The following is a 25933-nucleotide window of genomic DNA, read 5'->3' as shown; positions in this document are numbered from 1 at the left end:
GCGCGATCCCGACTTCGCGGTCGATGCCGACGCGCTGCGGCGCCTGCCCGCGGTGGCCGCGCTGGACACGATCGCACGCTGGCTGGAGGACGCCCCCGAGTTGCGTCGCTTCGCCGACGAGCGCCGCGTTCGCGAAGCGCGGCTGCAACTGGCCCGCAGCGAGGCGGTCGCCGACATCGGCTGGCAGATCGGCGCGCGCCGGCTCGGCGATGGCGACGACATCGGCCTGGTCGCCGGAATCTCGGTGCCGTTCGGCAGCCGCCGCCGCGCCGCGCCCACGATCCGCGCGGCCCAGTCCGAACTGGCCGCGCTCGAGATCGAACGCGAGGCCGACCGCCTGTCGCTGTACGCGACCCTGGTCGATGCGCACGGTCGCTACCAGGGCGCGCGCCTGGAGGCCGACCGCCTGGACGAGGAGATCGTGCCCGCGCTGACGCGCGCCGCCGAGGCCACCGCCACCGCCTACCGCGCCGGCGCGGCCAGCTATCTGGAGTGGAGCCAGGTCCAGGCCGAGGCCGTCGCCGCACGCCGGCAACGGCTCGACGCCGCGGTCGACGCACTGCGCGCGCTGATCGAGATCCAGCGCCTGACCGCCCGCTCCTTCCTCGACGACACCGATACCCGCACGCCGCCCGCCGACCGCGACGCCGCCGTCGCGCCGGGCCGCCCGCAAGGAGACGCATGATGAGCCCGACATACCGCCGCAGCGCCGCAGCACTCGCGATCGCCCTGCTGACCCTCGCCCTCGCCGCCTGCGGCGGCTCCGGCGACACCGCCAGTGCCGCCACGCCCGACGGCCACGACCACGAAGAGAACGCGGAACACGCGCCCTCCCCGCAGGCCGCGGGACACGACGATGACGGCCGGGACGAGAACGGCCGGGACGAGGACGGCCAGGACGGGGAAGCCCATGACGAAACCGGCGGCGAGCGCACGCGCATCCCGGCCGATATCGCCGAGGCCTCCGGCATCCGCGTCGCCGCGGTCGCGGCCGGCGAGATCGCCGACGCCCACGAGGTCCAGGGCCTGCTGACCCCGGTCGACGGCCGCGTCGCCGAGGTGATGGCGCGCTATCCCGGGCCGATCCGCGCCCTGCACGCGCGTGCCGGCGACCGCGTGCGCGCCGGCCAGACCCTGGCGGTGATCGAGAGCAACCTCAGCCTGTCCAGCTACGGCGTGACCTCGCCGCTGGACGGCACCGTGCTGTCGCGCTCGGCCACGGTCGGCACCGTCGCCGGCGAGGGCCAGGCCTTGTTCGAGGTCGCCGATCTGTCCGAGTTGTGGGTCGACCTGCACGTGTTCGGCGCCGACGCCGGCCACATCGCCGCCGGATCGCCGGTGACGGTGACCCGGATGAGCGATGGCGTGCAGGCGCAGACGGTGCTGGAGCGGGTGCTGCCGGCGACCGCGACCGCCAGCCAGAGCACCGTCGCGCGTGCGCTGATCGCCAACGAGGACGGACTCTGGCGGCCCGGCTCGGCGGTGCGCGCACGGGTCACCGTCGAACGTTTCCAGGCCGAACGGGTGGTGCCGCTGGGCGCACTGCAACGCGACGGCGAGACCGACGTGGTGTACGTGCGCGAGGGCGAGGACTACCTCGCCCGTCCGGTCCGCATCGGCCGCCGCGATGCCGAGCGCGCCGAGATCCTCGACGGCGTCGCCATCGGCGAGCAGGTCGTGGTCGAGCAGAGCTTCCTGGTCAAGGCGGACATCGGCAAGGCCGCCGCCGAGCACAGCCACTAGGGGGAACGCCATGCTCGAGAAGATCATCCGATTCGCGATCGCGCACCGCTGGCTGATGCTGGTGCTGACCCTCGCGCTGGCCGCGCTGGGCGCCTGGAACTTCAGCCGCCTGCCGATCGACGCCACCCCCGACATCACCAACGTGCAGGTGCAGGTGAACACCGAGGCGCCCGGCTACTCGCCGCTGGAGGCCGAGCAGCGCGTCACCTTCCCGATCGAGACCGCGCTGGCCGGGCTGCCGGCGCTGGACCACACCCGCTCGCTGTCGCGCTACGGCCTGTCCCAGGTCACCGTGGTGTTCGAGGACGGCACCGACATCTACTTCGCCCGCCAGCAGGTCGCAGAACGCCTGCAGCAGGTCAAATCGCAGCTGCCATCGGGACTGGAGCCGCAGATGGGGCCGATCGCGACCGGCATGGGCGAGATCCTGATGTACACGGTCGAGGCCGCCGCGGACGCGCGCAAGGACGACGGCAGCGCGTACACGCCGACCGACCTGCGCACCCTGCAGGACTGGGTGATCCGGCCGCAGCTGCGCACCGTGCCCGGGGTCACCGAGGTCAACACCATCGGCGGCTTCGAGCGCGAGATCCACATCACCCCCGATCCGGCGCGGCTGGTCGCATTGGGCTTCACCCTCGCCGATGTCGTCGATGCGCTGGCGGCCAACAACCGCAACGTCGGCGCCGGCTACATCGAGCGCAACGGCGAACAGTACCTGGTGCGGGTGCCGGGCCAGGTCGAAGGCCTGGAGGCGATCCGCGACATCGTGCTCGACCGTCGCGAGGGCGTGCCGATCCGGATCCGCGACGTCGCCGGCGTGGCGGAGGGCCGCGAACTGCGCACCGGCGCCGCCACCCAGAACGGCCACGAGGTGGTGATCGGCACCGTGGTGATGCTGGTCGGCGCCAACAGCCGCGAGGTGTCGCGCGCCGCCGCCGACAAGCTCGCGGCCGCCAACGCCAGCCTCCCCGAGGGCATCCGCGCCGAACCGGTCTACGACCGCACCGCCCTGGTCGACCGCACCATCGGCACCGTCGCCAAGAACCTGATCGAGGGCGCCTTGCTGGTGATCGTGGTGCTGTTCCTGCTGCTGGGCAACGTGCGCGCGGCCCTGGTCACCGCGGCGGTGATCCCGCTGGCGATGCTGTTCACCATCACCGGCATGGTCCGCGGCGGCGTGTCCGGCAACCTGATGAGTCTGGGCGCGCTGGACTTCGGCCTGATCGTCGACGGCGCGGTGATCATCATCGAGAACTGCCTGCGCCGCTTCGGCGAGGCCCAGCAGACACTGGGCCGAGCGATGAACGAGCGCGAACGGCTGGACACCGCCGCCAGTGCCACCGTCGAGGTGATCCGCCCCAGCCTGTTCGGAGTCGGCATCATCACCGCAGTGTACCTGCCGATCTTCGCCCTGGACGGAGTCGAGGGAAAGATGTTCCACCCGATGGCGATCACCGTGGTGCTGGCGCTGACCGGCGCGATGCTGCTGTCGCTGACCTTCGTGCCGGCCTCGGTCGCCGCCTTCCTCGGCGGCCGTGTCGACGAACACGAGAACCGCTTGATGCGCTGGGCGCGGCGCGGCTATGCGCCGCTGTTGGCGCGGGCGTTGCGCTGGCGCCTGCCGGTGATCGCCGGCGCCGCGGTGCTGGTGCTGGGCTGCGGATTGCTGGCGACCCGGCTCGGCGCCGAATTCGTGCCGACCCTCGACGAGGGCGATCTGACGGTGCAGGCGATGCGCATTCCCGGCACCGGCCTGTCGCAGTCGGTGGCGATGCAGGAAACCCTGGAGCGCACCCTGGCGAGCTTCCCCGAGGTCGAACGGGTATTCGCCAAGATCGGCACCGCCGAGATCGCCAGCGATCCGATGCCGCCGTCGATCGCCGACACCTTCGTGATGCTCAAGCCGCGCGACGCCTGGCCCGACCCGCGCAAGCCCAAGGACGCGCTGGTCGAGGAGATCGCGGAGAAGATCGCGACCCTGCCCGGCAACAACTACGAGCTGACCCAGCCGATCCAGATGCGCACCAACGAGCTGATCTCGGGCGTGCGCGCCGACGTCGCGGTGAAGATCTACGGCGACGATCTCGACACCCTCGCCGCGACCGCCGCGCGGGTGCGCGACGCGATGGCCAAGGTGCCCGGCGCCAGCGACGTGCGGGCGGAGCCGATCGGCGGCCTGCCACTGCTCACGGTGACCCCGGACCGTGCCGCACTGGCGCAGTACGGCCTCAATCCGGTCGACGTGCAGGACGCGGTCGCGACCGCGGTCGGCGGCAGCGTCGCCGGTCAGCTGTTCGAGGGCGATCGCCGCTTCGACATGGTCGTGCGCCTGCCCGAGGCGATGCGGCAGGATCCGGCCGCGCTGCACGATCTGCCCATTCCGTTGCGCGCCGACGGTGGCAGCCGTGCCGACGAGTCCAGCCGCGGCGCCGACTGGCGGACGGGTACGCCGCGCACGGTGCCGCTGCGCGAGGTCGCGCGGATCGAATCCCGGCTCGGCCCGAACCAGGTCAACCGCGAGAACGGCAAGCGCCGGATCGTGGTCACCGCCAACGTGCGCGAGCGCGACCTGGCCGGCTTCGTCGGCGAGCTGCGCGAGCGCATCGACGCCGAGGTCGCGCTGCCGACCGGCTACTGGATCGACTATGGCGGCAGCTTCGAACAGCTGATCTCGGCCAGCCGGCGGCTCGCGGTCGTGGTGCCGGTGACGCTGATGCTGATCTTCGCGCTGCTGTTCTGGGCGTTCGGCTCGGCGCGCGACGCCGCGATCGTGTTCAGCGGCGTGCCGCTGGCGCTGACCGGCGGAGTACTGGCGCTGGCGATCCGGGGAATCCCGTTGTCGATCTCGGCCGGGGTCGGCTTCATCGCCCTGTCCGGCGTCGCCGTGCTCAACGGCCTGGTGATGATCAGCTTCATCCGCCGCCTGCGCGAGCAGGGCGACCGCCTCGACGATGCCATCGTCGACGGCGCGCTGGGCCGCCTGCGACCGGTGCTGATGACCGCCCTGGTCGCCTCGCTGGGCTTCGTGCCGATGGCGCTGAACGTCGGCGCCGGTTCCGAGGTCCAGCGTCCGCTCGCCACCGTGGTGATCGGCGGCATCGTCTCCTCGACCCTGCTGACCCTGCTGGTGCTGCCGGCACTGTATCGCTGGCTGCACCGCGGGGAGGATGGCGACGCGGTGTCCGCGCGCTCGACCGCGGTCTGATCCGACGCCTGTCCGCGGGCCGGCAACCACCGGCCCGCGGATGCGTCATCGCGGCACGTCGGCCGCCCCGCTGCGCTAGGCTGGCGGGCACGGCCGTCCGTCCCCGGCCCGGAGTACCGCACGACTCATGCGTCCGATCTCGACAGGATGTCCGACACCGTCCGCGCCGCAGCGCCTGCCGGCAGGCACACGATCCCGCCGGCCTCATCGACTGGCGCTCGCGCTCCTGCTCGGCTTGGTCCTGCCGGCCTGCGCGGGCGACACCGCCGCCCCGGACCCGGCGCGTACCCAGAACGTCGAACCCGATCGCCGCACGCGCTATGACGAAAAGGTCCGCCAGTACGTGATCCACGACGCTCCCGGCATCGCGTTGACCGGCGTCGCCGTGATCGACGGCAGCGGCAGCACGGTCAAGCGCGACCAGACGGTGCTGATCGAAGCCGGCCGGATCGTCGCCATCGGCGCTTCGGACTCGGTGGCGATCTCGGAGCACGCCCGCGTCCTGGACCTGCCCGGTCGCACCGTCATCCCCGGTCTGGTCGGCATGCACGATCACACCCACATGCCGGGCATGACCTTCATGGGCCACACCGCATCGCGCCTCTGGCTCGCCAGCGGCGTCACCACGGTGCAGACCGCCGGCAGCGCCGAACCGGACACCGAGGTGGCGCTGGTACGGGTGATCGCGGCCGGCAAGGCGCCCGGGCCGACGATCTTTCCGACCGCCCAGTACCTGACCGGACCCGACGGCAATGGACCGATGGCCAAGCCCGCCAGCACGGAGGAGGCGCGCCGGCTGGTTCGCGAATGGTCCGCGCGCGGCGCGACCTGGTTCAAGCTCTATCGCCACATCCGACCCGACATCGCCGCGGCGGTGATCGATGAGGCCCACGCGCAGGGGCGCAAGGTCACCGGCCACCTGTGCTCGCTGAGCTTCCGCGAGGCGGCATTGATGGGCATCGACAGCATCGAACACGGCCTGATCTCGGCCTCCGACTTCGTCGACGGCAAACCCGAAGGCGAGTGCGTATCGAACCGCGGCGCCCTTGCCGCGCTCGAGCTGGACGATCCGCGCGTCGCCGCACTGATCGGACTGCTGGTGCGCGAGCAGGTCACCCTGACCTCGACCCTGGCGATCATCGAATCGCACTTCCCGCACCGCCCCCAGGGCGACGAACGCAGCCTGGCGCTGCTGTCGCCCGGGTGGCGGCAGGCCTACGACGAGCGCCAGGCGCGGCTGGCCGAAACCGCCGCCGACACGTCCATGACCCCGGCACTGCTGGCCAAGCTCATGGCCTTCGAGCGCATGTTCGTCGCCGCCGGCGGGCGCCTGGTGATGGGGCCCGATCCCGGCCGCCACGTATTGCCCGGCCATGGCAACCAGCGCGGCTTCGAGCTGCTGGTGGAAGCCGGGTTCACGGTCCCGGAAGCCTTGCGGATCGCCACCGCCAACGGTGCCGACGCGCTCGGCATCGGCGACCGGACCGGACGCATCGCCCCCGGCCATGCCGCGGACCTGGTGGTCCTGGGAGGCGACCTCGCCGGCGAGCCTTCCGCGATCCGCAACGTCGAGATCGTATTCAAGGACGGCACCGGCTTCGACCCCGGCAAACTCATCGCCGGGCTGGAGGGCCAGGTGGGGCTTCAGTAGCCCGGCGAGGGCGCCGTTGGAGACACTTCACATGTTGAACCTCGACAGCCCCCGTTGGAGCGAACTGCAACACGCCTACGGCAGCGCCGCCGACATTCCCGGCCGGCTGCGCGAGCTGCGCGACATGCCGGAAGCCAAGGGCGACTCCGAACCCTGGTTCGGTCTGTGGAGCGCGCTGGCGCACCAGGGCGACGTGTTTCCGGCCTCGTTCGCCGCGCTGCCCCACGTGGTGGATGCGTTGGCTGGCCAGCCGCACAAGGCGTCCGCCAGCTATTTCCAGTTCCCCGCCTGAATCGAAATCTGCCGGCAACGCGCGGGCTCGACGGTGCCCGACGACCTCGCGCCGGCCTACTTCGCCGCAATCGCGCGACTGCCTGCGCTGGCCGCGGCGGCCGCGGCCGAACCCTGGGACGAGGACATGCTGGCCTGCGTGCTTTCCGCAGTCGCCGTGGCCAAGGGCGACGCCCGCGTGGCCGAGGCGGCGTTGGAGCTGTCGGCCGAAGGCGCCGATGCCTATCTGCGCTGGCTGGAAGATCGGTAGCGCGGCGCCCGCCATGCCTGGCATCCGCCACGCTTGTCGTCCAGACTCGAAGCGGACACGGACCACACGCGGCCTCAGCGATCGCGACACCCACTGCGCATGGACCATTTCCTGATCTGGAACACGGTTTCGATGGCCTGGACCGAGATCGGTCTGGACGATGACGAGTATCCGGCGATCGCACGCGAGCTGCGGCGCAATGCCAATGTCTTATACCGCGGCGAACCTGGCAATGTGGCCGGCCGCAAAAAACCAGCGCGATTCAGCTCTCGCCATCTGTCCTGATTGCACACTACTTTTCGCATGCACTTCCTTCATCTGATTGAAGGCTGCACTTATGGGAAATGGCGCAACCAAGGACGTTCACAAGACGTCATTCGCAGTCGATCAGCGCGCGAAGCGCGTCATCGCACGCCATCCCATAGCTTTATCTCGTCATGACGATCGTCTGTCGTTACCGATGATCTATCGCCGAACTTCATGGAAACCCGACTATCAGAAGCGTAGGGGCTCCACCCCGGATTGCCGGATGTGGCGAAGTCCACCCATGCCCTGTGTATCTCGCGGCTTAGCTCCTGGGGCGGATTCTCGCCGTTTAGGCTTCGAACCCCTGGGTCATTGATATTGTCAAACACGAAGGAAATCTCGATGCCGTGGCAAGCGCCGATGGTGTTCTGGAACGCCGGCGAGCGCCAGGAAAACTCATAGACGTAAGTGCCTGGATGCGCTTCGGCCATACGCAATGCGGGAACACGATAGAACCAATCCGTGAAGATCGCGCTACATATCTCTCCGGGCGTGGCACTCGGTCGATTGTCCCGGTAACACGCGGCCTCGGTTGCCGTTAACCCATAAGCCTTCGCAATAGCATCCACCGATGCGTCCGTGGCCTTGGCAGACAGACCAGAGGGCACGAAGAACAGGTTTCCTTCTTCGGTATTGGTGCCTATGAGCAAGTCGATACCGTTTGCAGAACCTTGCTCAATGCAGTCGATCGGCCGCCCTGGAAGTATCTTGCCGTCGACCACCGGATCGAATGTCATCAGAGTAGCGGCGACATCACCCCATAGCTCGGTGCTGGGCTTGGCGAACACTTCCGCACCGATCTGGTTCTGCGCCTCGATCAACTTGTCCATCGGCACGGTCGCAATGGCCTCTCGACTAGGCTCGACGCCCAGAATAGCCGCAAGCCTGTTGCCGATCTTCCTGGCGGTATCCGGGCCGATGGTGCTGTGTCCGGCACCGGATTGGGCGATGGCGCGATGAAACAGGCCACGGGCAGCAGGCATGGCCATCAGCGTGCATACGCTCATCCCTCCAGCAGACTCGCCGAAGATGGTGACATTGTCTGGGTCTCCGCCGAAACCCCGAATGTTGTCGCGCACCCAGGACAAGGCAGCCACTTGGTCAAGCATGCCGAGATTGGGTGTGCCGTCGCCGAACCACAAGAACCCATCCGCACCGAGCCGGTAGTTGATCGTTACGAGCACGACACCGTCGCGGGCGAAGTTGCTGCCATCATAGATAGGTACGGCGCCGGATCCGCTCTTGAACGCGCCTCCGTGAATGAACACCATGACGGGTCGCTTCCCGTCTAGAGACGATGTCCATACATTGAGGTTTAGACAGTTTTCGCCATGAATGACTACATTGGGTAGAAGCGCGAGCGGGTCATTGGCCTCGTCGGCCTGGGGTGCCGTAGGACCATATTCGGAGGTATCCCGTACGTGAAGCCACTTCTCCACGGGTCGTGGCGGCTTGAACCGGTTGATGCCAACTGGCGCGGCAGCGTATGGAATGCCTTTGAAGGCAAGAATCCCGTTGTCACCAAGAGTTCCTAGAACGTCTCCGTCTTGAGTCGTGACGATCGAGTCTGTGTTCATGCTTCTTTCTCTTGCTGGCGTCCGATCACGGATGGGAAACGACCTTACACTAAAGACACTTCACTACAACCAAGGTCCGTTGACGATCCTCGCAGCGCTTTCCCACAGACAATTGCTGTTTCCGATCTTTCCTTATGCTGTAAGAGAACAGCGCAAATCTGGCATAGCGGCACTTGCGCCGCTGGCATCGGATGGCGCGATGGCGGCAGTACCTGGATCCGGTCCGCCTGCTCGGCCATCCGATCGCCTGGCTGTTCTCGCTGCCACTGCGGCGTAGATTCGAGCGGGCCTGGATGGCCTGCGCGTGAACGTCGCTCCCGAGTCGCGGCCATCGACGACCGAGGCACGTGCCCCACCCGGAACTCCCCATGGAACTGAGCTTCACCAAAGGCGCCGGCAAGTTCGACCGCATGACCGTGCGCCGCGACGGGCACGAGCAGACCCTCGACTGCCCCAAGCAGCGCATCATTCCGCACGACATGGTGCATTACGCGGTCGAGAGCCTGCTGCACAAGCGAGGCTTCCTCAGCCGCGTGCGCGACGGCGAGGCCGCCGACTTCCGCATGGCGCCGGAGCAGGAGAGCGATTCGGTCGAGCGCCTGGTCGAGGTGTTCCAGGGCGATGCCTGGTCCGGCGGCGACAGTGCGCCGGAGGAGATGATCGCGCTCTACCAGGTCACCTGCCGCGCGCGCGAGTGCCCGCCGCTGGCGGTGACGGCCGAGGAGGTCCTGGCCATCCGCGCACGCATCGTCGAGCTCGATCGCCTCTGGCAGGCCCTGCCGGTCGGGCAGTCGATGACGCTGGAGCTGTGAGCGGATGCGCCTGATCCGCATCCTGGCGGTGGTCGCCGTGCTCGCGACGGGCGTGCTGGCGGCGCTGCCTGGCATTGCCTACACGGTGGCCCTGGCGCGGGTCGACGGCCGCCCGCAACCCGCGGACCCCGATCGATATTCCGCCGCCGCGCTAGAGACCGCCTGGCGGCAATGCAGCGAGTGGATGCCGCTTGCGACCCACCGCCTCGACCCCTGGACCCTGGTGCTCGACCGCCTCGATGGCACCGTCGCTTCACGTGCCGGCGAGCTGGCCGCCTGGCAGGTCGCACGAGCGCACAACAGCAAGGGGGGAAACCGCGGAAACCTCTGGTGGCACAGTTCCGGCGCCGCGCTGACGATCTGGATCAGCCGTCATTGGTCGGCACGGCAGATCGCCGCGACTGTCGCCCGCGACGGCCTGTGCGGCTGAGCGGCCGGCCTCCGCCATCGGCGAAGGCCGGCCCTGAAAGCGCGGTTGCCGCCTTACCAGATCCTCACCCGCTCCTCCGGCGCCAGGTAGAGCTTCTCGCCCGGCTGCACGTTCCAGGCGTCGTACCAGGCGTCGACGTTGCGCACGGTCTGCGCGCGCTGGGCCGCCGGCGCGTGGCCGTCGGTCAGCAGACGCTGGCGCAGCGCGGCTTCGCGGATCTTGCTGCGCCAGGTCTGGCCGAAGGCGAGGAAGAAGCGCTGGTCGCCACTCAGGCCGTCGATCACCGGCGCCTCCTCGCCGCCCAGCGATTTGCGGTAGGCCATGTAGGCGATGGTCAGGCCGGACACGTCGGCGATGTTCTCGCCCGAGGTCAGCTCGCCGTTGACGTGCAGGCCCGGCAACGGCTCGTAGGCGCCGTACTGCGCGGCCAGCTTCTCGGTCGCGGCCTTGAAGTGCTCACTGTCCTCGGGCGTCCACCAGTTCGACAGGTTGCCCCGGGTATCGAACTCGGCGCCGGTGTCGTCGAAGCCGTGGCTGATCTCGTGCCCGATCACCGCGCCGATCGAACCGTAGTTCGCCGCCGGATCGGCGTCCGGATCGAAGAACGGCTTGTCGAGGATCGCCGCGGGGAAGTTCATCGCGTTCTGCAGCGGCAACTGCACCGCGTTGACCGTCTGCGGGGTCATCCACCACTCGCCGTTGTCGACCGGCCGGTCGAGCTTGGACAGCTGGTAGCGGTACTCGTGCAGCTCCGCGCGCAGGCGGTTGCCCAGCGCATCGTCGGCACGGATCTCCAGATCCGAATAGTCGCGCCACGTGTCCGGATAGCCGACGCTCACCCGCATCGCCCCGGCCTTCTCGCGCGCCTTGGCCTTGGTCTGCGGACTCATCCACGCCAGCGAGCCCACGCGCTCGTCGAACGCGTCGAGGATGTTGTGGACCATCTCCTCGACCATCGCCTTCGACTCCGCGGAAAAGTACTTCTCGACGTACAGGCGACCGACCGCGTCGCCCAGCGCCAGGCTGGTCGCATCCAGCGCGCGCTTGCCGCGCTCGCGCGCCACCGCGGTGCCGGACAGGGTGGTGCCGTGGAAGCCGAAGGCCAGATCGGTATAGGCGCCGGGCAGCTCGCCCGGACCGCGCGCGGCGGCGTTCCAGGCCGCATGGTCGAGGGCGTGGAAGCGCAGGTAGTCCTGCCACAGCGGCAACGGCTCGCTGCCGACCAGGGCGGCGATGCCGGCGATCGCCGCCGGCTGCCAGGCGACGATCCGCGGCTGCGCATCGAGGCCGGCGGCGGCGAAGAACGCGTTCCAGTCGATGCCGGGCGCCTTCTTGGCGAACTCGGCCATCGGCCATGGATTGTTGGACTTGTGCACGTCCTGCGAGTCGACCACCGGCGCATGCGCGCCGGCGATCGCGATCTCCAGTTCGAGGATCGACTTCGCCCTGGCGTCCGCGCCGTCGATCCCGGCGGTCTTCAGCATCGCCGCGATGTAGGCCTGGTAGGCCGCGCGTGCCTCGACCATCTCCTTGTCGTCGGACAGGTAGTAGCCGCGATCGGGCATGCCCAGGCCGCCCTGCATCAGCGAGGCGACATGATTCGATCCCTGCAGCTGCTTGGCGACGAACACGCCAAACAGGTTGTCGGTATGGAAGTTGGTGTAGTTCAGCGGATCGGTGTCCGCGCGCACGGTCGAGCCCAGCACCCGCGACAGGTCGGCGCGCGAGGCGATCGCATCGATCGCGTCCAGCCGCGGCTGCAGCGCCTGCAGGCCGCGCTGCTCGATGCCGGCCTCGTCCATGTACGCGGCATGGAAATCGGCGATGCGACGGGCGTCGCTGCCCGGCTCGGGATTGCCGGCGGCGATGCCGGCGATCAGCTCGGCATTGCGCTTCTCGGCGGTCTCCAGCAGCACAGTGAAGGCGCCGTAGCTGGAGCGATCGGCTGGAATCTCGAAGCCGCTGCGCCAGCCACCGTTGGCGAAGGCGTCGAAGTCATCGCCCGGCTTCACGTCGCGATCGATGCCCGCCTGATCGACGCCGGACACCATCGCCGTGGGCGCGGCCGCCGCGGAACTGGAGACATCGGCGCCATCGCCGGTCGAGGGCGTGCACGCGGCGATGCCGCAGGCGAGCGCGAGGAACAACAGATTGCGATTGAGGGACATGGACCGGACCGGATTGCGGGACAGGAGCGGCGATTATGCCGGCCATCGGACTGCCCTACATCGCACGCACACTGACAACGCCGCATCCAGACGAACGAGACGCGCGGCAGGTCCGGCGGGTCGATGGTGCCTTCGTCAACTCGGGGCTGCTTGCGCCGTGCGCAGCGACCGCGGCGCTGCCGGCCTCGACCCCATCTTTAGCACGGTCGCGCGGGATGCCTGCGACTGAACCGGAACCCGCGATTGATCCCCACTCCCGATCGCAGTCGCGTGAAGCCGTTGGCCAGCCCTTGCCGGGAGGCGCGATCCCAACGCCCCTGAATCCCGCCTCAGCCCGCGGCCGGCTGCGGCTTCCAGCCCAGCAGGCGCGCCGGCAGGGTCAGCAAGGCATGCAGGAAGGCGAACAGCGCCGAGAAGGTGATGCCGATCAGCCGGAACGGCAACGAGATCAGCCACACCAGCGGCCACAACACCAGCGCCAGCAGCGCGAGCGGCCAGCACAACACCAGCAGCAGGCACCAGATCAGCAGGGCGATCAGGGTCTTCATGGTCGGCCTCCGGAACGCGGGACGGGGCGGGAACGCCGGGCGTCCGGCACGGAACAGGCTGTGATCCCCGCCTGCGGCTGGCAAGCCCGCAGGCGACCAATCGTGGAATAGGCCGACGGAATCGGGAATACCGCGACCGGGGCCGTGACCGCGCGCCGCGAGGATCGTGCGCCGGGGCCCCGGCTCCACCCGTTCGAGCCCTCTCCGACATCAACTGATACGGTTTTTTATCCGAAAACTGATTGTTACAACTTTGATCCGGTCGGCCTAGGCTGGCAGCCGTCGGCAATCCAGACCCGGGCCGCCCATGAACCCGTCGATCGAACTCAATCTCGCCCTGATCCTGTTCCTGCCCTGGTACGCGATCCTGGCCTGCCTGTACTGGCTGTTCCCGCGCCAGCCCAGGACGCTCCAGCGTTGGATGTTCGACGTGCTGGCCCTGACCGTCGCGGTCCTGGCGACCGTGATCAGCATGCACTGGGGCTACCGCAGCGCCGGCCGGGTCTACGACACGATGTGGCCGCAGATCCTGGCCACCTCGGTGTCCTACGGCGTCTTCCTCGCGGTCATGACCGCGGCCTGGTATCTGCGCCGGCGCTTCATCACCGCGCCCCATGCGGCGCGGGTCACCGCCGGCGAACTTCCGTCCACCGATTCGGCGAGCGCCCCATGAAGACCCTGCTCATCGTCGGCTTTCTCGCGCTGATCCTGTACAACCTCGGCGCCGGCCTCTACTACATGCTGGTCGACACCGGCCAGAGCAAGCGCACCGTCAACGCACTCACCAAGCGGATCGCGCTGTCGGTGATCCTGATCCTGCTGGTCGCGGCGGGCATCGCCACCGGCTACATCCAGCCGCACGGCGTCCACGTCGGCTGAACGCGGCGGCGCGGCCGCGCGCGCTCACTCGGTGCTGCGATTGCGGAACCAGGGCGACAGCGGAAGCACCTCCAGATCGCGTGCGTCGTGCCGGGCGAGCACATCGCCGAAACCGTGCCGGCTGCGCCAGCCCAGGGCCCGCTCGGCGGCTCCGGCGTCGTAGACCCGGTCGATCGTCGCCGGCAGCGTCCAGCCACGGCGCCGGAACGCCTCGACCAGGTCCGGGCAGCGCTCGGCCAGCAAGCCGCGCGGGTCGCGCGCCAGCCGCTCGGCATCGGCGGGCACGAACGGCGTGCGGCCGCTGGCGATGTAGCGCTGGAACGACGGCCCCGCCGCGCCAAGGGCGGCGGCATGGGCATCGCCGACATCGCGCGCGTCGATGCCGCGATGCAGCCGGTACACCGCCATCCGGTCGGCCGGTTCCGGGAAGCAGCGCGACATCCGGATCACCCGCACCGCCAATCGCGGTCCCGCCGCCGCCTCCAGCAATCGTTCGGCCTCCAGCTTGCTGCGGTGGTAGACCGTCCTCGGCCGTGGCGCGGTGCCCTCGTCGATCCAGGCGCAGGCGCCCGCGACCACCGCATCGCCGTACAGCGCGGTCGTGCTGGTGTACACCAGGGTGGCGGCGCCGGCCTCGCCCATCGCCGCGACCAGCGCGCCGACGCCATCGACATTGACCCGGGCGAACGCCGCCTCGTCGACGACCCCGACATGCGGCGCGTGCAGGGCCGCGGTGTGGATCACCGCGTCGACGCCATCCAGCGCCCGGCGCAACAACGGCCCGTCGGTGAAGTCGCCGACCAAGCGCGTGGTCGCGAACGGATAGCGGTCCAGACCGACCACTTCGTGTCGCTCGATCAGGGCGGCGTAGATCGCGCGCCCGATACGACCGGAACTTCCGGTCAGCAGCACTTTCATGGGGCTCGTCGCAATGGCGCCCGGGACGCACCGGGGTGAGCGGATTGTAGTGCCGACGGTCTGTATCTGGTGGGCCCACCAGGATTCGAACCTGGAACCAAAGGATTATGAGTCCTCTGCTCTAACCGTTGAGCTATAGGCCCCTGGCGGACGCCGACGAACGCGGCGGCCGGGGGCGCATCTTAGCAGCCGCGACGCGGGCCGCGCTGGCCTTCCGGCGGTATCCGTGGAGGCCCGGAATCAACGATGCGACATCGAATACGGCCGCTGCTCCGGCGCGCTCGCCCAGTCGGTGTCCGGAGTCGCCTGCATACGGAAGCGCAGCTCGCCTCCGGCCATGATCTCCTCGTGGCGGATGAAGCTGCGTGGCAGCGGTTCACCGTTGAGGGTGACCGCGCCGATGTAGCCGTGGCCCGGCTCCAGGCCTTCGGCGATCACGGTGAAGCGGCGGCCGTTGGGCAGGTTGAGGGTCGCGCGCGGCAGGAACGGGCGGCCGATCACGTACTCGTTGCTGGCCGGCGCGACCGGGTAGAAGCCCAGCGCGGTGAACAGGTACCAGGCCGACATCTGGCCGAGGTCGTCGTTGCCGGCCAGGCCGTCCGGGGTCGGCTTGTACTGGGTCGCCATGATCCGCGCCAGGCGCTCCTGGCCGCGCCACGGCTGTCCGGCATGGGCATACAGATAAGCCAGATGGTGGCTGGGTTCGTTGCCGTGCGCGTACCAGCCGATCAGGCCGGTGATGTCCTCCATGTGGGCGAACACCGAGGGATCGACCTCGGCGTCGAACACCTGGTCGATCCGCTCGACCAGCTTCGCATCGCCGCCGTGCGCGGCGATCAGCCCGGCCACGTCCTGCGGCACGTACCAGGAGTACTGCCAGGCGTTGCCCTCGGTGTAGTCGGTGCCGTAGCCGCTGGCGTCGGGGTCGAACGGCACCCGGAACCCGCCGTCGCGGTTGCGCGCGCGCATGAAGCCGGTTTCCGGGTCGAAGGCGTTGCGCCAGTTGCCGGCGCGCTTGTAGAAATCGCCCGCCACGTCCTCGCGTCCCATCGCCTCGGCCATGCGCGCGATGGTCCAGTCGTCGAAGGCGTATTCCAGTGTCTTGGAGGCGGCCTCGCCCTCCTCGTCGATCGGCACGTAGCCCAGCTCCATGTACTGGGCGAGGCCGTCGTAGGGGCCGTAGCTGGCGCTGGCCACCATCGCCTCCAGCGCGGCGTCGGCGTCGTAGCCGCGGATGCCCTTGAGGTAGGCGTCGGCGATCACCGGCACCGCGTGGTAGCCGATCATGCACCAGGTCTCGTGACCGTGGAACGACCACACCGGCAGGATGCCGTACGGACTCTGCCGCTGCGCCGCCAGCAGCGAGCGGATGAAGTCGTTGTTGCGCCGCTGCGGCTGCACCAGGGTCAGCAGCGGATGCAGCGCGCGGTAAGTGTCCCACAGCGAGAAGGTCGAGTGGTTCTGGAAGCCCTCGGCGACATGGATCGCGTTGTCGGGACCGCGGTAGCGGCCGTCGGCGTCCATGAACAGGCTCGGCGCCTGCAACGCGTGGTAGAGCGCGGTGTAGGCGGCGGTGCGGTCGGCCTCGGGGGCGTCGATCTCGATCGCCGACAACGCCTGCTTCCACTGTGCGCGCGCGTCGGCGCGGACCCGGTCGAAGTCGAAGTCCGGCACCTCGGCGTCGAGGTTGGCGATCGCACCCTGCTCGCTGACCGGGGAAATCGCGACCTTGACGACCAGCTCGCCGCCGCCGGCGTCGGCGGGCCTGCCGAAGTCGAGCGCGGCGACCAGCTGGCGGCCCTCGATCTGCGCACGCTGGCGCGGGTCCTGGTGGCCGGGCGGCGGAAAGCCCTTGTAGAGCACGTCCTGCTCGGTGTCGTGGAAGGCATGGCCGGAGGGCGCGCGCGAGAAGCGCATCGCGAAGTGCAGCTCGCGCCCCGGCGCCCAACCGCGGGTCTTGCGGTAGCCGGTCACGGTGCCGTCGGGATGCATGCGCAGCCGCGACCACAACACCTTGCCCGGGTAGTCGTACATCGAGGTGCGCAGGTCGACCAGCAGGTGGGCGGGCTTGCCGGCCGGGAACCGGTAGCGGTGCACGCCGACCCGGGCGCTGGCGGTCAGCTCGGCGCGGATGCCGGTGTTGTCGAGGGTGACCGCGTAATAGCCCGGCTCGGCGATCTCGGTCTCACGGCTGAAACTCGCGGTATAGCCGCTGCCGGGGCGGTCGGGGTCGCCGCGCTCCAGGGTGATATCGCCGCTGACCGGCAACACCAGCACGTCGCCCAGATCGGAGTGGCCGGTGCCGGAGAAGTGGGTGTGCGAGAAGCCGACGATGCTGCGGTCGTCATGGCGATAGCCGGCGGCCCAGCCGTAGGCATCCTTGCGCGCCTGGATGCGGGTGTCGGGGCTGAGCTGGACCATGCCGAACGGGACCACCGCGCCGGGAAAGGTATGGCCTTCGCCCCCGGTGCCGATGAAGGGGTCGACCGCGTCATAGGCGCGGTCGGCCTCGGTCGCCACGACCGGCGCGGTCACGAGCGCACCCGCCATCGCGCACAGCAACAACGGCAGCAACGGCAGCAACGGCAGCAACGGCAGCAACGGCATCCGGACGCGGGCACGCGGGTGGGTCGGCATCGCTTCTGGCTCCAGGGATTCAAGGGCGGAGATGGCTCGGAGAACCTATTTGTATCGTTCTAAACGACCTTAGCATCGTCCCGGCCGCGACTCACGCCGCATCGCGACAGCGCGTGTTTCCAACCACCGGCGGCCTGCTGCCACGATGCTGGCAGCAGCCGGGACTAGGCTGGTCGTCCACCCACGCAGGAGCGCACCATGAACCCATCCACCCCCACCACCCAGGCGATCGCCGACCGCCTGGTCGCGCTGTGCCGCGAAGGCAAGTACGAGCAGGCCCAGGACGAGCTGTACGCCGACGACGCGGCCAGCGTCGAGATGGCCGGCGCGGTCGGTTTCCCGGAGCGGGTCGAAGGCATCGCGGCGCTGCGCGAAAAGGGCCGCCAGTGGGCCGACAACATCGTCGAGATCCACGGCGGCAATGTCAGCGACCCGGTCGTCGCCGACGACTGGTTCAGCGTCGCGATGGGCATCGACGCGACCTACAGGGACCGGGGCCGGGTATCGAAGCAGGAGATCTGCGTGTACCGCGTGCGCGACGGCAAGATCGTCCACGAGCAGTTCTTCTACGACGCCGGCTGAGGCGGACCTCCGGCTGCGTGGCGGGGCCCCTGGTGGCGCGGGATGACAGCCGCAGCCATGGGCGCCGCCACGATCCGCTTCGGGCCCGGCGGCCCGGCGCGACGGACCGGCGACCGGAAGCGATCGCCGGCGCATTGCCTCCCCCTCGCCTCGGCGGCATATTCGGCGCCATGAATGTCATCGTCGTCGCCCACGATCCGCGCTGGGCCCGCGATTTCGAGCGCGAATCCGAGGCCCTCCACGCGGCCCTGGACACCCCGCCGGTCGCGGTTCACCACATCGGCAGCACCGCGATCGCGGGCATCCTGGCCAAGCCCGTCGTCGATCTGCTCGGGGTCGTCGTCGACCTCGACGGCATCGATCGCTGCTCGGCGACGATGCGCGGTCTCGGCTACGAGGTGATGGGGCCGTACGGCATCGACGGGCGGCGCTACTTCCGCAAGTCCGGCGCGGACGGACGCCGTACCCACCATCTGCACGTGTTCGCCGCCGGCTCGCCGCAGATCGAGCGGCACCTCGCCTTCCGCGACTATCTGCGCGAGCACCCGTCGAAGGCGGCCGAGTACTCCGCGCTCAAGACCCGGCTCGCCGCCGACGGCGCGTCGATGGACGCCTACATCGAGGCCAAGGCGCCGTTCATCGCCGCCACCGACGCACTGGCGGTCGACTGGTACCGGCGCCGCGACTGCCGCGACTGCCGCGGCTCCGCCGGCACGTCGCCCGGGTGACGCGCGAGGGGCTGACGCGCGGGCAAAAAGAAGGCCCGCTCGGGGCGGGCCTTCGTTCGCGGAGCGCGCTGCGGCTCAGTCGATGTCGAGGAAGCTGCGCAGCTGTTCCGAACGGCTCGGGTGACGCAGCTTGCGCAGCGCCTTGGCCTCGATCTGGCGGATGCGCTCGCGGGTGACGTCGAACTGCTTGCCGACCTCCTCCAGGGTGTGGTCGGTGTTCATGTCGATGCCGAAGCGCATGCGCAGGACCTTGGCCTCGCGCGGGGTCAGCCCGGCGAGCACGTCGCGGACGGTCTCGGACAGGTTGATGTTGGTGGTCGCGTCGATCGGGGACTCGGCATTGGTGTCCTCGATGAAGTCGCCCAGATGGCTGTCCTCGTCGTCGCCGATCGGGGTTTCCATCGAGATCGGCTCCTTGGCGATCTTCATCACCTTGCGGATCTTGTCCTCGGGCATGTCCATCTCCTTGGCCAATTCCTCCGGCGTGGCCTCGCGGCCGTACTGCTGGAGCATCTGGCGGGAGATGCGGTTGAGCTTGTTGATCGTCTCGATCATGTGCACCGGGATGCGGATGGTGCGCGCCTGGTCGGCGATCGAGCGGGTGATCGCCTGGCGGATCCACCAGGTCGCGTAGGTCGAGAACTTGAAGCCGCGGCGGTGCTCGAACTTGTCCACCGCCTTCATCAGGCCGATGTTGCCCTCCTGGATCAGGTCCAGGAACTGCAGGCCGCGGTTGGTGTACTTCTTGGCGATCGAGATCACCAGGCGCAGGTTGGCCTCGACCATTTCCTTCTTGGCCTTGCGCGCCTTGGCTTCGCCGTAGGCCATCGCCCGGCTGATTTCCTTGAGGTCGGCCAGGGTCAGCCGCATCGACTTCTCCAGGTCGATGGTCGCCTGCTGCTCGGCGACGATCTGGTCCTTGACCTCGCGCAGGCCCGAGGCCCACTTCTGCTTGCGCTTGAGCAGCTCGTCGACCCAGCCCAGGTTGGTCTGGTTGCCTTCCCACGCGCGGATGAAGTCCTTGCGCGGCATCTTGGCGACGCGGGTGGCCAGCTCGAGGATGCGGCGCTCGTGGCGCTTCACCTGCATGACCACGTCGCGCAGGTTGTTGACCAGCACGTCGGTCAGCGGCAGCGGCAGCTTCAGGGTGATGAAGGTGGCCGCCATGTCCTCGCGCAGCTTGATCACGGTCTTGTGGCTGGGACCGTGCTTGGCGTAGGCCTTCTCGAACTTGGCGTAGTTCTCGACGATCGAGCCCAGGCGCGCGTCGACCTCGGCCGGATCGGGGCCGGTCGGCGCGTCCTCGTTGGAGTCGCTGTCATCGTCGTCGTCGTCGCTGTCGTCGTCGCCGTCGCTGTCGTCGTCGTTGCTGTTGTCGGGCAGCTCCTCGCCGTTGCGCAGCGCCTCTTCCTGCTGCTGCTCCTCGAGCAGCTCGTCGTTGAATCCGACGACGAGCTCGGCCAGGCGCTTGCGGCTTTCCTTGTACTCGGCGTAGTCGGCGAGGATCAGCTCGATGGTCGACGGGAACAGGCCCAGCGAGGCCTGGACCTGCGACAGGCCGTCCTCGATGCGCTTGGCGATCGCGATCTCGCCCTCGCGGGTCAGCAGCTCGACCGTGCCCATCTCGCGCATGTACATGCGCACCGGGTCGGTGGTGCGGCCGCCCTCGGTGTCGAGGCCGGTCAGCGCCGCGGCCGCTTCTTCGGCGGCGGTGTCGTCGACGTCTCGATTGCTGCCTTCGCCGGTGATCAGCAGGGTCTCGGCATCGGGGGCAACCTCGTGCACCTCGATACCCATGCCGTTGATCATGCCGATGATGTCTTCGATCTGCTCCGGATCGACAATGTCGTCGGGCAGGTGATCATTGACCTCGGCATAGGTCAGGTAGCCCTGTTCCAGGCCCTTGCTGATCAGCTGCTTGATGTCGGACTGAGGGGCCTGACGTTCGTTGGCCATAGGGCTCGCCACCGCGGAAGAAGGAGAATAGGGAACGCTCCAGTATATCAGCCCGGCGCCGTCCTTGCCGGAGCAGGGTCGACGCGCAGTTACCGATCGCCACCTGGCGACCGTAATCAGGCTTTCAGCAGGAACGTGACCGGGCCGTCGTTGACCAGGCTGACCTCCATATGGGCACCGAACCGCCCGGTTTCCACCCCCCCGGGGTGTTTTTCCCGACAGATCGCCACCAACCCGCTGAATATCCGTTCAGCCTCGGCCGGCGCGGCGGCGGTCGAGAAGCCCGGGCGCAGGCCGCTGCGGGTGTCGGCGGCCAGGGTGAACTGGCTGACCAGCAACAGGCCGCCACCGGTCTGGGCCAGGCCCAGGTTCATCCGACCGTCGGCGTCGGCGAACACCCGGTAGTTCAGCAGCCGCTCGGCGATGCGGCGGACCTGGGCCTCGCCATCGTCCGGCTCGACCCCGACCAGGGCCAGCAGGCCGGGCCCGATCGCGCCGACGGTTTCGCCTTCGACCTTGACGCTGGCTTCGGTGACGCGCTGGATCAGGGCAAGCAAGGTGGAGGAGTGAGAGTGTGGAGGTGAGACGCTAGAGTACAGGCAATCGCTTCGCCCAATTGCTTCGCCAGCTCCGCGGCTTTTCTCCCGCTTCTCACTCCTCCCCACTCACTCCTGTCTCCGTGGCCAAGTTCGCCGCCCACCTGCTCTACTTCCTCGCCGCAGCGATCGGACGCCTGCCCTGGCCTTGGCTGATGCGCCTGGGCGACGGCCTGGCCGCGTTGTGGCTGCGCCTGGACGCCCGCGAAAGCCGGGTCGCCCGCCGCAACCTCGAGCTGGCCTACCCGGACCTGCTGCCGGCCGAGCGCGCGCAATGGCACCGCCAGATCCTGCGCACCACCGCGCGCCAGGCACTGGAGACCGTGCGGCTGTGGACGCGCCCGCACGCTCGCAACCTGCGCAGCATCCGCCACAGCCACGGCACCGAACTGTTCGATGCCGCGATCGCCGCCGGCAACGGGGTGATCGTCGCCGCGCCGCACCACGGCAACTGGGAATTGCTGAACCAGTGGCTGGCCCAGCGCACCGCGCTGGCGATCCTGTACCGGCCGCCGGAATCGGCGATCGGCGAGGCCTTCCTCAACCGGGTCCGCGCCGCCCACGGCGACGCCGCCGACCGGGTCACCCAGATCCGCGCCGAGGGGCCGGCGGTGCGCCAGCTGTTCAAGCGCCTGGGCGGCGGCGGCGTGGTCGGCATCCTGCCCGACCAGCAGCCCAAGGCCGGCGACGGCGAATTCGCGCCGTTCTTCGGGGTGGAGGCCTTCACCATGACCCTGCTCGGCCGGCTCGCCCAGCGTACCGGCGCAACCGTGCTGTTCGCCTGGTGCGAGCGCGTCGACACCCAGGCCGACGGCCCCGGCTTCGCCCTGCACGTCGAGGCCGCGCCGGCGGACATCGCCGCGGCCGACCCCCGGGTCGCGGTGGCCGCGCTCAACCGCTGCGTCGAGCGCATCGCCCGCCGCGATCCGGCCCAATACCAGTGGACCTACAAACGCTATACCCTCAGGCCGCCGGGTTCGGGCGAAAGGAATCCGTACAAGACCGGCTGACCCAGCGCGTGCGGGCCCGATCGCGCGCGCCGCCCGGTCGACCACGATCGAAAGGACGATCCAATCCAGGGAGGGAATCGATGCACCGCAGACACCTCGGGCCCGTCGCACTCTGGCTGGCCCTCGCCGCGTTCCCGGCATCGGCCGGCGCAGCCGCAGAGCCGGCCCCGGCGGCCACCACCGCGGCGATGGAGGCGGTCAAACAGGCCTGGGAAGTCTTTCGCGCCGGCCATGCAACACGCAACGACCGGATCGCCGACCTGGTGGCCGATTCCACGGTCCGTCACTACGCCTTCCTGCGCGATGCGGCGCGCTTCGCCTCGGCCGAACAGGTCGACCGCCTGCCTTCGGCCGACCGGTTCGTCGTCTACGGCCTGCGCAGCATGCGCGAGGAGGTCGACCTGGCCGCGCTGGACGGGCGCGACACCTATCGGCTGTGCGTCCGCAGCGGCCTGTGCAGCGCGCTCGTCAGGCACAAGGGCATCACGTTGCGGCCATTGCTCCGGGTCACCCTGATCTGGTCGGACCTGGCGATGGGCGAGCTCGCGGCGCCCGCCGAGGATCACTACAGGTTCGGCCCGTCGCTCGTCCTCGAGCGGGGCCGGTGGCGTCCGCGGCCGGAAGGGTTCGTGAACGAACTTTCGCGATTGCTCGACAAGGAAGCCGGGGCCGATGGCGGCGAGGCGAAGTTGATCGAACATCTGCTCGACCATGCGTCGGGTACCGAGAAGCGCTCCACGCCCGTTTTCAGCGACCACAAGCGGCCGCTCGTCGACGATGCCCAGGCCCGCGCCCGGCTCGACCGGGCCTGGCCGGACTACGGGTACCGCACCCGCGTGCACGCCGCGGCCACCCGCACCCTGGCCGGGTACGGCGAGGCGCGCGCGCAGTGGATATACGGCAACCTGCTCTACAGCGGCGACCAGTCGGTACAGGTGCCGCACGACCCGCAACGCGGTCTGGAAATGCTCGAAGCCGCGAGCGCCAATGGCCATGCGGAAGCGGCGATGGATGTGGTGCGGATACGACTCGCCACCGACGCGGACGACACCGCACCGACGCCGGAGGCGATACGCGACACGTTGCCCCACCTGCAACGCGCCGCGCAGGCCGGGCTTCCGCTGGCGATGGCGCTCTACGGCCAGTTCCACGCCGACGGCACGGCGGGGCTGGAACAGAATTGCACCACCGGCGCGCAGTGGATGGCCAGGGCCGAGAACGCCGGCTTCGAAGCGGCGCGCAACGACCGCATCTGGATACTGGCGACCTGCCCGATCGCCGACCAGCGCGACCCGGCCGCGGCCCTCGCACTGGCCCGGCCCATGATCGACCGCCGCGACGAACTGGAGGCCGCCAAACTCGATACCCTGGCCGCAGCCTTCGCCGCCAACGAGGACTTCCGGCAGGCCGTCGAATACCAGCGCGAGGCCCTCACCGGGCTCGACGATGACGACATACCGCCCGAGGAACGCAAGAAAATGCGGGCACGGCTGACCCTGTACCAGTCCGGCCGCGCCTACGTCGAACACGAGCCCGCCCACCCCACCGACCGATGAACACGCCCGCCGAAACCGCCTTCGATCGCGAACACGACCCCGCCCCCGTACCGGAACCCCGGGACTGGAATCCCCTGCCCGCGCGTGCGCGCCCGCTGTTCCTGCTCGGCGGCGCGATCTCGTTCGGCGGCCTGGGCCTGATCGCCGGCAGCGTGGCCGGGCTGGTGGCCGCCAGCGAGATCGACCAGTGGCCGCGCCTGTACGTGCTGATCGCGGCGATCGCCGCGATTGCGCTGCCGGCGGCGCTGTTCGGCGTCTGGTTCGGCCACAAGAACCACCGCTTCACCCGCTGGCGCCTCGACGGCCACGGACTCGCGGTGCGGCGCGGCCGGCTGTGGCAGCGCGAGACCCGGGTGCCGACCACCCGCGTGCAGCACCTGGACCTCAGGCGCGGTCCGCTGCAGCGGCGCCGCGCGCTGGCGACCCTGGTGGTGCACACCGCCGGCACCGCGCACAGCTCGGTCAGCGTCCCCAACCTCGACCTGGACGACGCCGAAGCCCTGCGCGACCACCTCGGCCGCCAGATCGACCACGATGACGACTGAGCCCGCAACCGTGCCGACGCCGATGCCGCCGGCGGCACCGGACGCGACCGCGCAGGACGCCGACCGGCGCCTGCACCCGATGTCGTGGCTGTTCGTGCTGGCCCAGCAGCTGAAGTCGTTCATCGTGCCGCTCGCCCTGATGCTGCTGTTCGGCAGGGGCGAGGGCCACATGTACCAGTTGTGGGGCCTGGTCGGCGTCGGCGTCCTGGTCGCGCTGTCGCTGTGGCAGTACTTCACCTACCGCTACGGGATCGTCGACGACGCCCTGGTGGTGCGCAGCGGGCGGCTGGAGCGCAGCCTGCGGGTGATCCCGTTCGCGCGCATCCACAACGTGGCGCTGCAGCAGACCCTGCTGCACCGGGTGTTCGGTGTCGCCGAGGTGCGGCTGGAGTCGGCCGGCGGACAGAAACCGGAGGCGGAGATGCGGGTGCTCAAGCTCGGCGACGCGCTCGCGCTGGAAGTGCTGATCCGCCAGCGCGGCCGCGCCGTCGACGGCGCGGCGGAGGAATCCCGGGAGGCCGCGCCCCGGCCGCTGCTGACGCTGCCACTGGGCGAGCTGGTGCGGCTGGGCCTGATCTCCAACCGCGGCATGGTCGTGGTCGCGGCGGCGATGGCGGCGCTGAGCCAGTTCGGGCCCGAGGACGCGGTCGAGGACTACCTGGAGAAGCAGGCCGAGCAGGACCTGCGCGTGGCCGCGGTCTGGGCCGACAACCATCACCTGGGCGCGGTCGACTACGCGATCGGCGCGGCGATGGTGCTGCTGGCGCTGATCGTGCTGGTGCGGCTGTTGTCGATCGCGTTGGCGCTGCTGCAGTTCCACGGCTTCGCCCTCAGCGAGCGTGGCCGGCGGCTGACCGTCGAACGAGGCCTGCTGGCGCGCTGGCGCACCAGCGTGCCGCGCCGTCGCATCCAGTCCTGGACCCTGCGCGAGAGCCTGCTGCACCGGCTGTTCCGCCGCCGCAGCCTGGACGTCGACACCGCGGTCTCCGCGCACAGCCAGCAACAACGCGCATTGCGCGAGCTGGCCCCGATCGCGACGCCGGACGCCTGCGACGCGCTGGTCGATCACCTGCTGCCGAAGGCAGGCTGGACCGCGCTGGCGTGGCGGGCAGTGCCGGACGTGGCCTGGTGGCGACTGTTCCTGCCCTCGCTGCCGATCACCCTGCTGCTGACGGCACTCGCCTGCTGGCGGTTCGGCTGCTGGGGCCTGCTGGTTCTGTTGTGGTTGCCGGTGGCGGCATTCAAGGCGCGCCAGCTCGCGCGGCGGATCGGCTATGCGCTGGGCGAGGAGCTGGTCGCGGTACGCGAAGGCTGGTGGAGCCGGCACTGGCGCTTCGCCGAGATCGACAAGCTGCAGGCGCTGCAACTGGTGCGGACGCCGCTGGACCGCCACTTCGGCACCGCGACGCTGAAGCTCGACACCGCCGGCGCCGGCACGATGGCGCCGCCGCTGCGGATCCGCTTCCTGCCCGAGGCCGACGCCCGCGCGCTGTGCCAGCGCCTCGCCCACGCCCTCGCGCAGCGCCCGCTGCACTGGTAGGG

General features: G+C 69.5%; 25 protein-coding genes and 1 tRNA gene. 18 read left to right on the top strand and 8 right to left on the bottom strand.

All coding sequences use genetic code 11. The annotated features are described in order from the left end of the window. From FKV24_RS05695 to FKV24_RS05670, 7 genes are all read left to right on the top strand, one after another. A partial coding sequence (locus tag FKV24_RS05695; RefSeq protein ID WP_141481684.1) for a TolC family protein occupies positions 1–685 on the top strand: 685 nt, incomplete at its 5' end. Beyond that, entirely contained in the window at positions 685–1743 is a 1059-nt protein-coding gene (locus FKV24_RS05690; RefSeq protein WP_249040933.1) for an efflux RND transporter periplasmic adaptor subunit, read from the top strand. The genes FKV24_RS05695 and FKV24_RS05690, both read left to right, overlap by 1 nt. A 10-nt stretch (positions 1744–1753) precedes the next feature. Then, the gene (locus FKV24_RS05685; RefSeq protein WP_141481682.1) at positions 1754–4951 is read left to right on the top strand and encodes an efflux RND transporter permease subunit; all 3198 of its coding nucleotides are present in this window, start codon (positions 1754–1756) and stop codon (positions 4949–4951) included. 235 nt (positions 4952–5186) lie between these two features. Further along, complete coding sequence (locus tag FKV24_RS05680) at positions 5187–6602, top strand: amidohydrolase family protein (RefSeq protein ID WP_141481681.1); 1416 nt, start codon at positions 5187–5189, stop codon at positions 6600–6602. Positions 6603–6633: 31 nt separating this feature from the next. Further along, positions 6634–6894 carry a hypothetical protein gene (locus FKV24_RS19520; RefSeq protein WP_211371792.1) on the top strand — a complete coding sequence of 87 codons (261 nt, stop codon included), beginning with the start codon at positions 6634–6636 and terminating at the stop codon, positions 6892–6894. A gap of 33 nt (positions 6895–6927) precedes the next feature. Next, positions 6928–7143 carry a hypothetical protein gene (locus FKV24_RS19515; RefSeq protein ID WP_211371791.1) on the top strand — a complete coding sequence of 72 codons (216 nt, stop codon included), beginning with the start codon at positions 6928–6930 and terminating at the stop codon, positions 7141–7143. Positions 7144–7242: 99 nt separating this feature from the next. Next, positions 7243–7428 (top strand): hypothetical protein, encoded by a 186-nt coding sequence (locus FKV24_RS05670; protein WP_141481680.1) that lies wholly within the window; start codon positions 7243–7245, stop codon positions 7426–7428. Positions 7429–7547: 119 nt separating this feature from the next. Here the strand turns inward: FKV24_RS05670 and FKV24_RS05665 are convergent, their stop codons facing one another. After that, on the bottom strand, positions 7548–9026 hold the full coding sequence (locus tag FKV24_RS05665; RefSeq protein ID WP_141481679.1) for a carboxylesterase/lipase family protein: 1479 nt from the start codon (positions 9024–9026) through the stop codon (positions 7548–7550). Between the two features lie 173 nt (positions 9027–9199). On the opposite strand from FKV24_RS05665, the gene FKV24_RS20030 reads away from it, so the two are divergent. Genes FKV24_RS20030 through FKV24_RS05655 form a run of 3 tightly spaced genes read left to right on the top strand, consistent with a single transcriptional unit; the run spans position 9200 to position 10268 of the window. Then, positions 9200–9334: a hypothetical protein gene (locus FKV24_RS20030; RefSeq protein WP_283016203.1), complete on the top strand. Its 135-nt coding sequence runs from the start codon at positions 9200–9202 to the stop codon at positions 9332–9334. Positions 9335–9394: 60 nt separating this feature from the next. Beyond that, positions 9395–9838: a hypothetical protein gene (locus FKV24_RS05660; protein ID WP_141481678.1), complete on the top strand. Its 444-nt coding sequence runs from the start codon at positions 9395–9397 to the stop codon at positions 9836–9838. 4 nt (positions 9839–9842) lie between these two features. Then, positions 9843–10268 carry a hypothetical protein gene (locus FKV24_RS05655; protein ID WP_141481677.1) on the top strand — a complete coding sequence of 142 codons (426 nt, stop codon included), beginning with the start codon at positions 9843–9845 and terminating at the stop codon, positions 10266–10268. Positions 10269–10321: 53 nt separating this feature from the next. On the opposite strand, the gene FKV24_RS05650 is transcribed toward FKV24_RS05655, so the two are convergent. Together FKV24_RS05650 and FKV24_RS05645 are read right to left on the bottom strand one after the other, a co-directional pair. Further along, positions 10322–12436: a M13 family metallopeptidase gene (locus FKV24_RS05650; protein ID WP_141481676.1), complete on the bottom strand. Its 2115-nt coding sequence runs from the start codon at positions 12434–12436 to the stop codon at positions 10322–10324. Between the two features lie 329 nt (positions 12437–12765). Then, on the bottom strand, positions 12766–12984 hold the full coding sequence (locus FKV24_RS05645) for a hypothetical protein (RefSeq protein ID WP_141481675.1): 219 nt from the start codon (positions 12982–12984) through the stop codon (positions 12766–12768). A 307-nt stretch (positions 12985–13291) separates the two neighbouring features. On the opposite strand from FKV24_RS05645, the gene FKV24_RS05640 reads away from it, so the two are divergent. Both FKV24_RS05640 and FKV24_RS05635 read left to right on the top strand, forming a co-directional pair. After that, positions 13292–13657: a hypothetical protein gene (locus FKV24_RS05640; RefSeq protein ID WP_249040932.1), complete on the top strand. Its 366-nt coding sequence runs from the start codon at positions 13292–13294 to the stop codon at positions 13655–13657. Next, positions 13654–13863 (top strand): twin transmembrane helix small protein, encoded by a 210-nt coding sequence (locus tag FKV24_RS05635; RefSeq protein WP_111265320.1) that lies wholly within the window; start codon positions 13654–13656, stop codon positions 13861–13863. The genes FKV24_RS05640 and FKV24_RS05635 overlap by 4 nt, the downstream gene beginning before the upstream one ends. Positions 13864–13887: 24 nt before the next feature. Here the strand turns inward: FKV24_RS05635 and FKV24_RS05630 are convergent, their stop codons facing one another. The 3 genes from FKV24_RS05630 to FKV24_RS05620 form a co-directional block, all read right to left on the bottom strand. Beyond that, the gene (locus FKV24_RS05630; RefSeq protein WP_141481674.1) at positions 13888–14781 is read right to left on the bottom strand and encodes an NAD-dependent epimerase/dehydratase family protein; all 894 of its coding nucleotides are present in this window, start codon (positions 14779–14781) and stop codon (positions 13888–13890) included. Between the two features lie 67 nt (positions 14782–14848). Further along, a tRNA-Ile gene (locus tag FKV24_RS05625) sits at positions 14849–14924 on the bottom strand. Between the two features lie 97 nt (positions 14925–15021). Continuing rightward, complete coding sequence (locus tag FKV24_RS05620) at positions 15022–17331, bottom strand: GH92 family glycosyl hydrolase (RefSeq protein ID WP_141481686.1); 2310 nt, start codon at positions 17329–17331, stop codon at positions 15022–15024. Positions 17332–17616: 285 nt separating this feature from the next. Between FKV24_RS05620 and FKV24_RS05615 the strand changes: the two genes are divergently transcribed. Both FKV24_RS05615 and FKV24_RS05610 read left to right on the top strand, forming a co-directional pair. Next, positions 17617–18000: a SnoaL-like domain-containing protein gene (locus FKV24_RS05615; protein WP_141481673.1), complete on the top strand. Its 384-nt coding sequence runs from the start codon at positions 17617–17619 to the stop codon at positions 17998–18000. Between the two features lie 170 nt (positions 18001–18170). Beyond that, on the top strand, positions 18171–18728 hold the full coding sequence (locus FKV24_RS05610; RefSeq protein ID WP_141481672.1) for a GrpB family protein: 558 nt from the start codon (positions 18171–18173) through the stop codon (positions 18726–18728). A gap of 75 nt (positions 18729–18803) precedes the next feature. On the opposite strand, the gene rpoD is transcribed toward FKV24_RS05610, so the two are convergent. Together rpoD and dtd are read right to left on the bottom strand one after the other, a co-directional pair. Beyond that, positions 18804–20684 (bottom strand): RNA polymerase sigma factor RpoD, encoded by a 1881-nt coding sequence (gene rpoD / locus FKV24_RS05605; protein ID WP_141481671.1) that lies wholly within the window; start codon positions 20682–20684, stop codon positions 18804–18806. 116 nt (positions 20685–20800) lie between these two features. Continuing rightward, entirely contained in the window at positions 20801–21241 is a 441-nt protein-coding gene (dtd, locus tag FKV24_RS05600) for a D-aminoacyl-tRNA deacylase (protein WP_141481670.1), read from the bottom strand. A 122-nt stretch (positions 21242–21363) separates the two neighbouring features. Here dtd and FKV24_RS05595 point away from each other — a divergent pair, with 122 nt between their 5' ends. The 4 genes from FKV24_RS05595 to FKV24_RS05580 are packed head-to-tail and all read left to right on the top strand — an operon-like array spanning position 21364 to position 25931. Next, positions 21364–22290, top strand: coding sequence for a lauroyl acyltransferase (locus FKV24_RS05595; RefSeq protein WP_141481669.1), 927 nt, complete (start codon positions 21364–21366; stop codon positions 22288–22290). Between the two features lie 8 nt (positions 22291–22298). Then, positions 22299–23846 carry a hypothetical protein gene (locus FKV24_RS05590; protein WP_141481668.1) on the top strand — a complete coding sequence of 516 codons (1548 nt, stop codon included), beginning with the start codon at positions 22299–22301 and terminating at the stop codon, positions 23844–23846. Next, positions 23843–24391 (top strand): PH domain-containing protein, encoded by a 549-nt coding sequence (locus FKV24_RS05585; RefSeq protein WP_111265306.1) that lies wholly within the window; start codon positions 23843–23845, stop codon positions 24389–24391. The genes FKV24_RS05590 and FKV24_RS05585 overlap by 4 nt, the downstream gene beginning before the upstream one ends. Before the next feature lie 22 nt (positions 24392–24413). Continuing rightward, positions 24414–25931 (top strand): PH domain-containing protein, encoded by a 1518-nt coding sequence (locus tag FKV24_RS05580; protein WP_141481685.1) that lies wholly within the window; start codon positions 24414–24416, stop codon positions 25929–25931. The last annotated feature ends 2 nt before the right edge of the window (positions 25932–25933 follow it).

It is taken from the genome of Marilutibacter maris (genome assembly GCF_006546735.2).
Lineage (GTDB): Bacteria > Pseudomonadota > Gammaproteobacteria > Xanthomonadales > Xanthomonadaceae > Marilutibacter > Marilutibacter maris.
The sequence above is the reverse complement of the archived record's forward strand: the minus strand, read 5'-3'. Positions and strand labels throughout refer to the sequence as shown.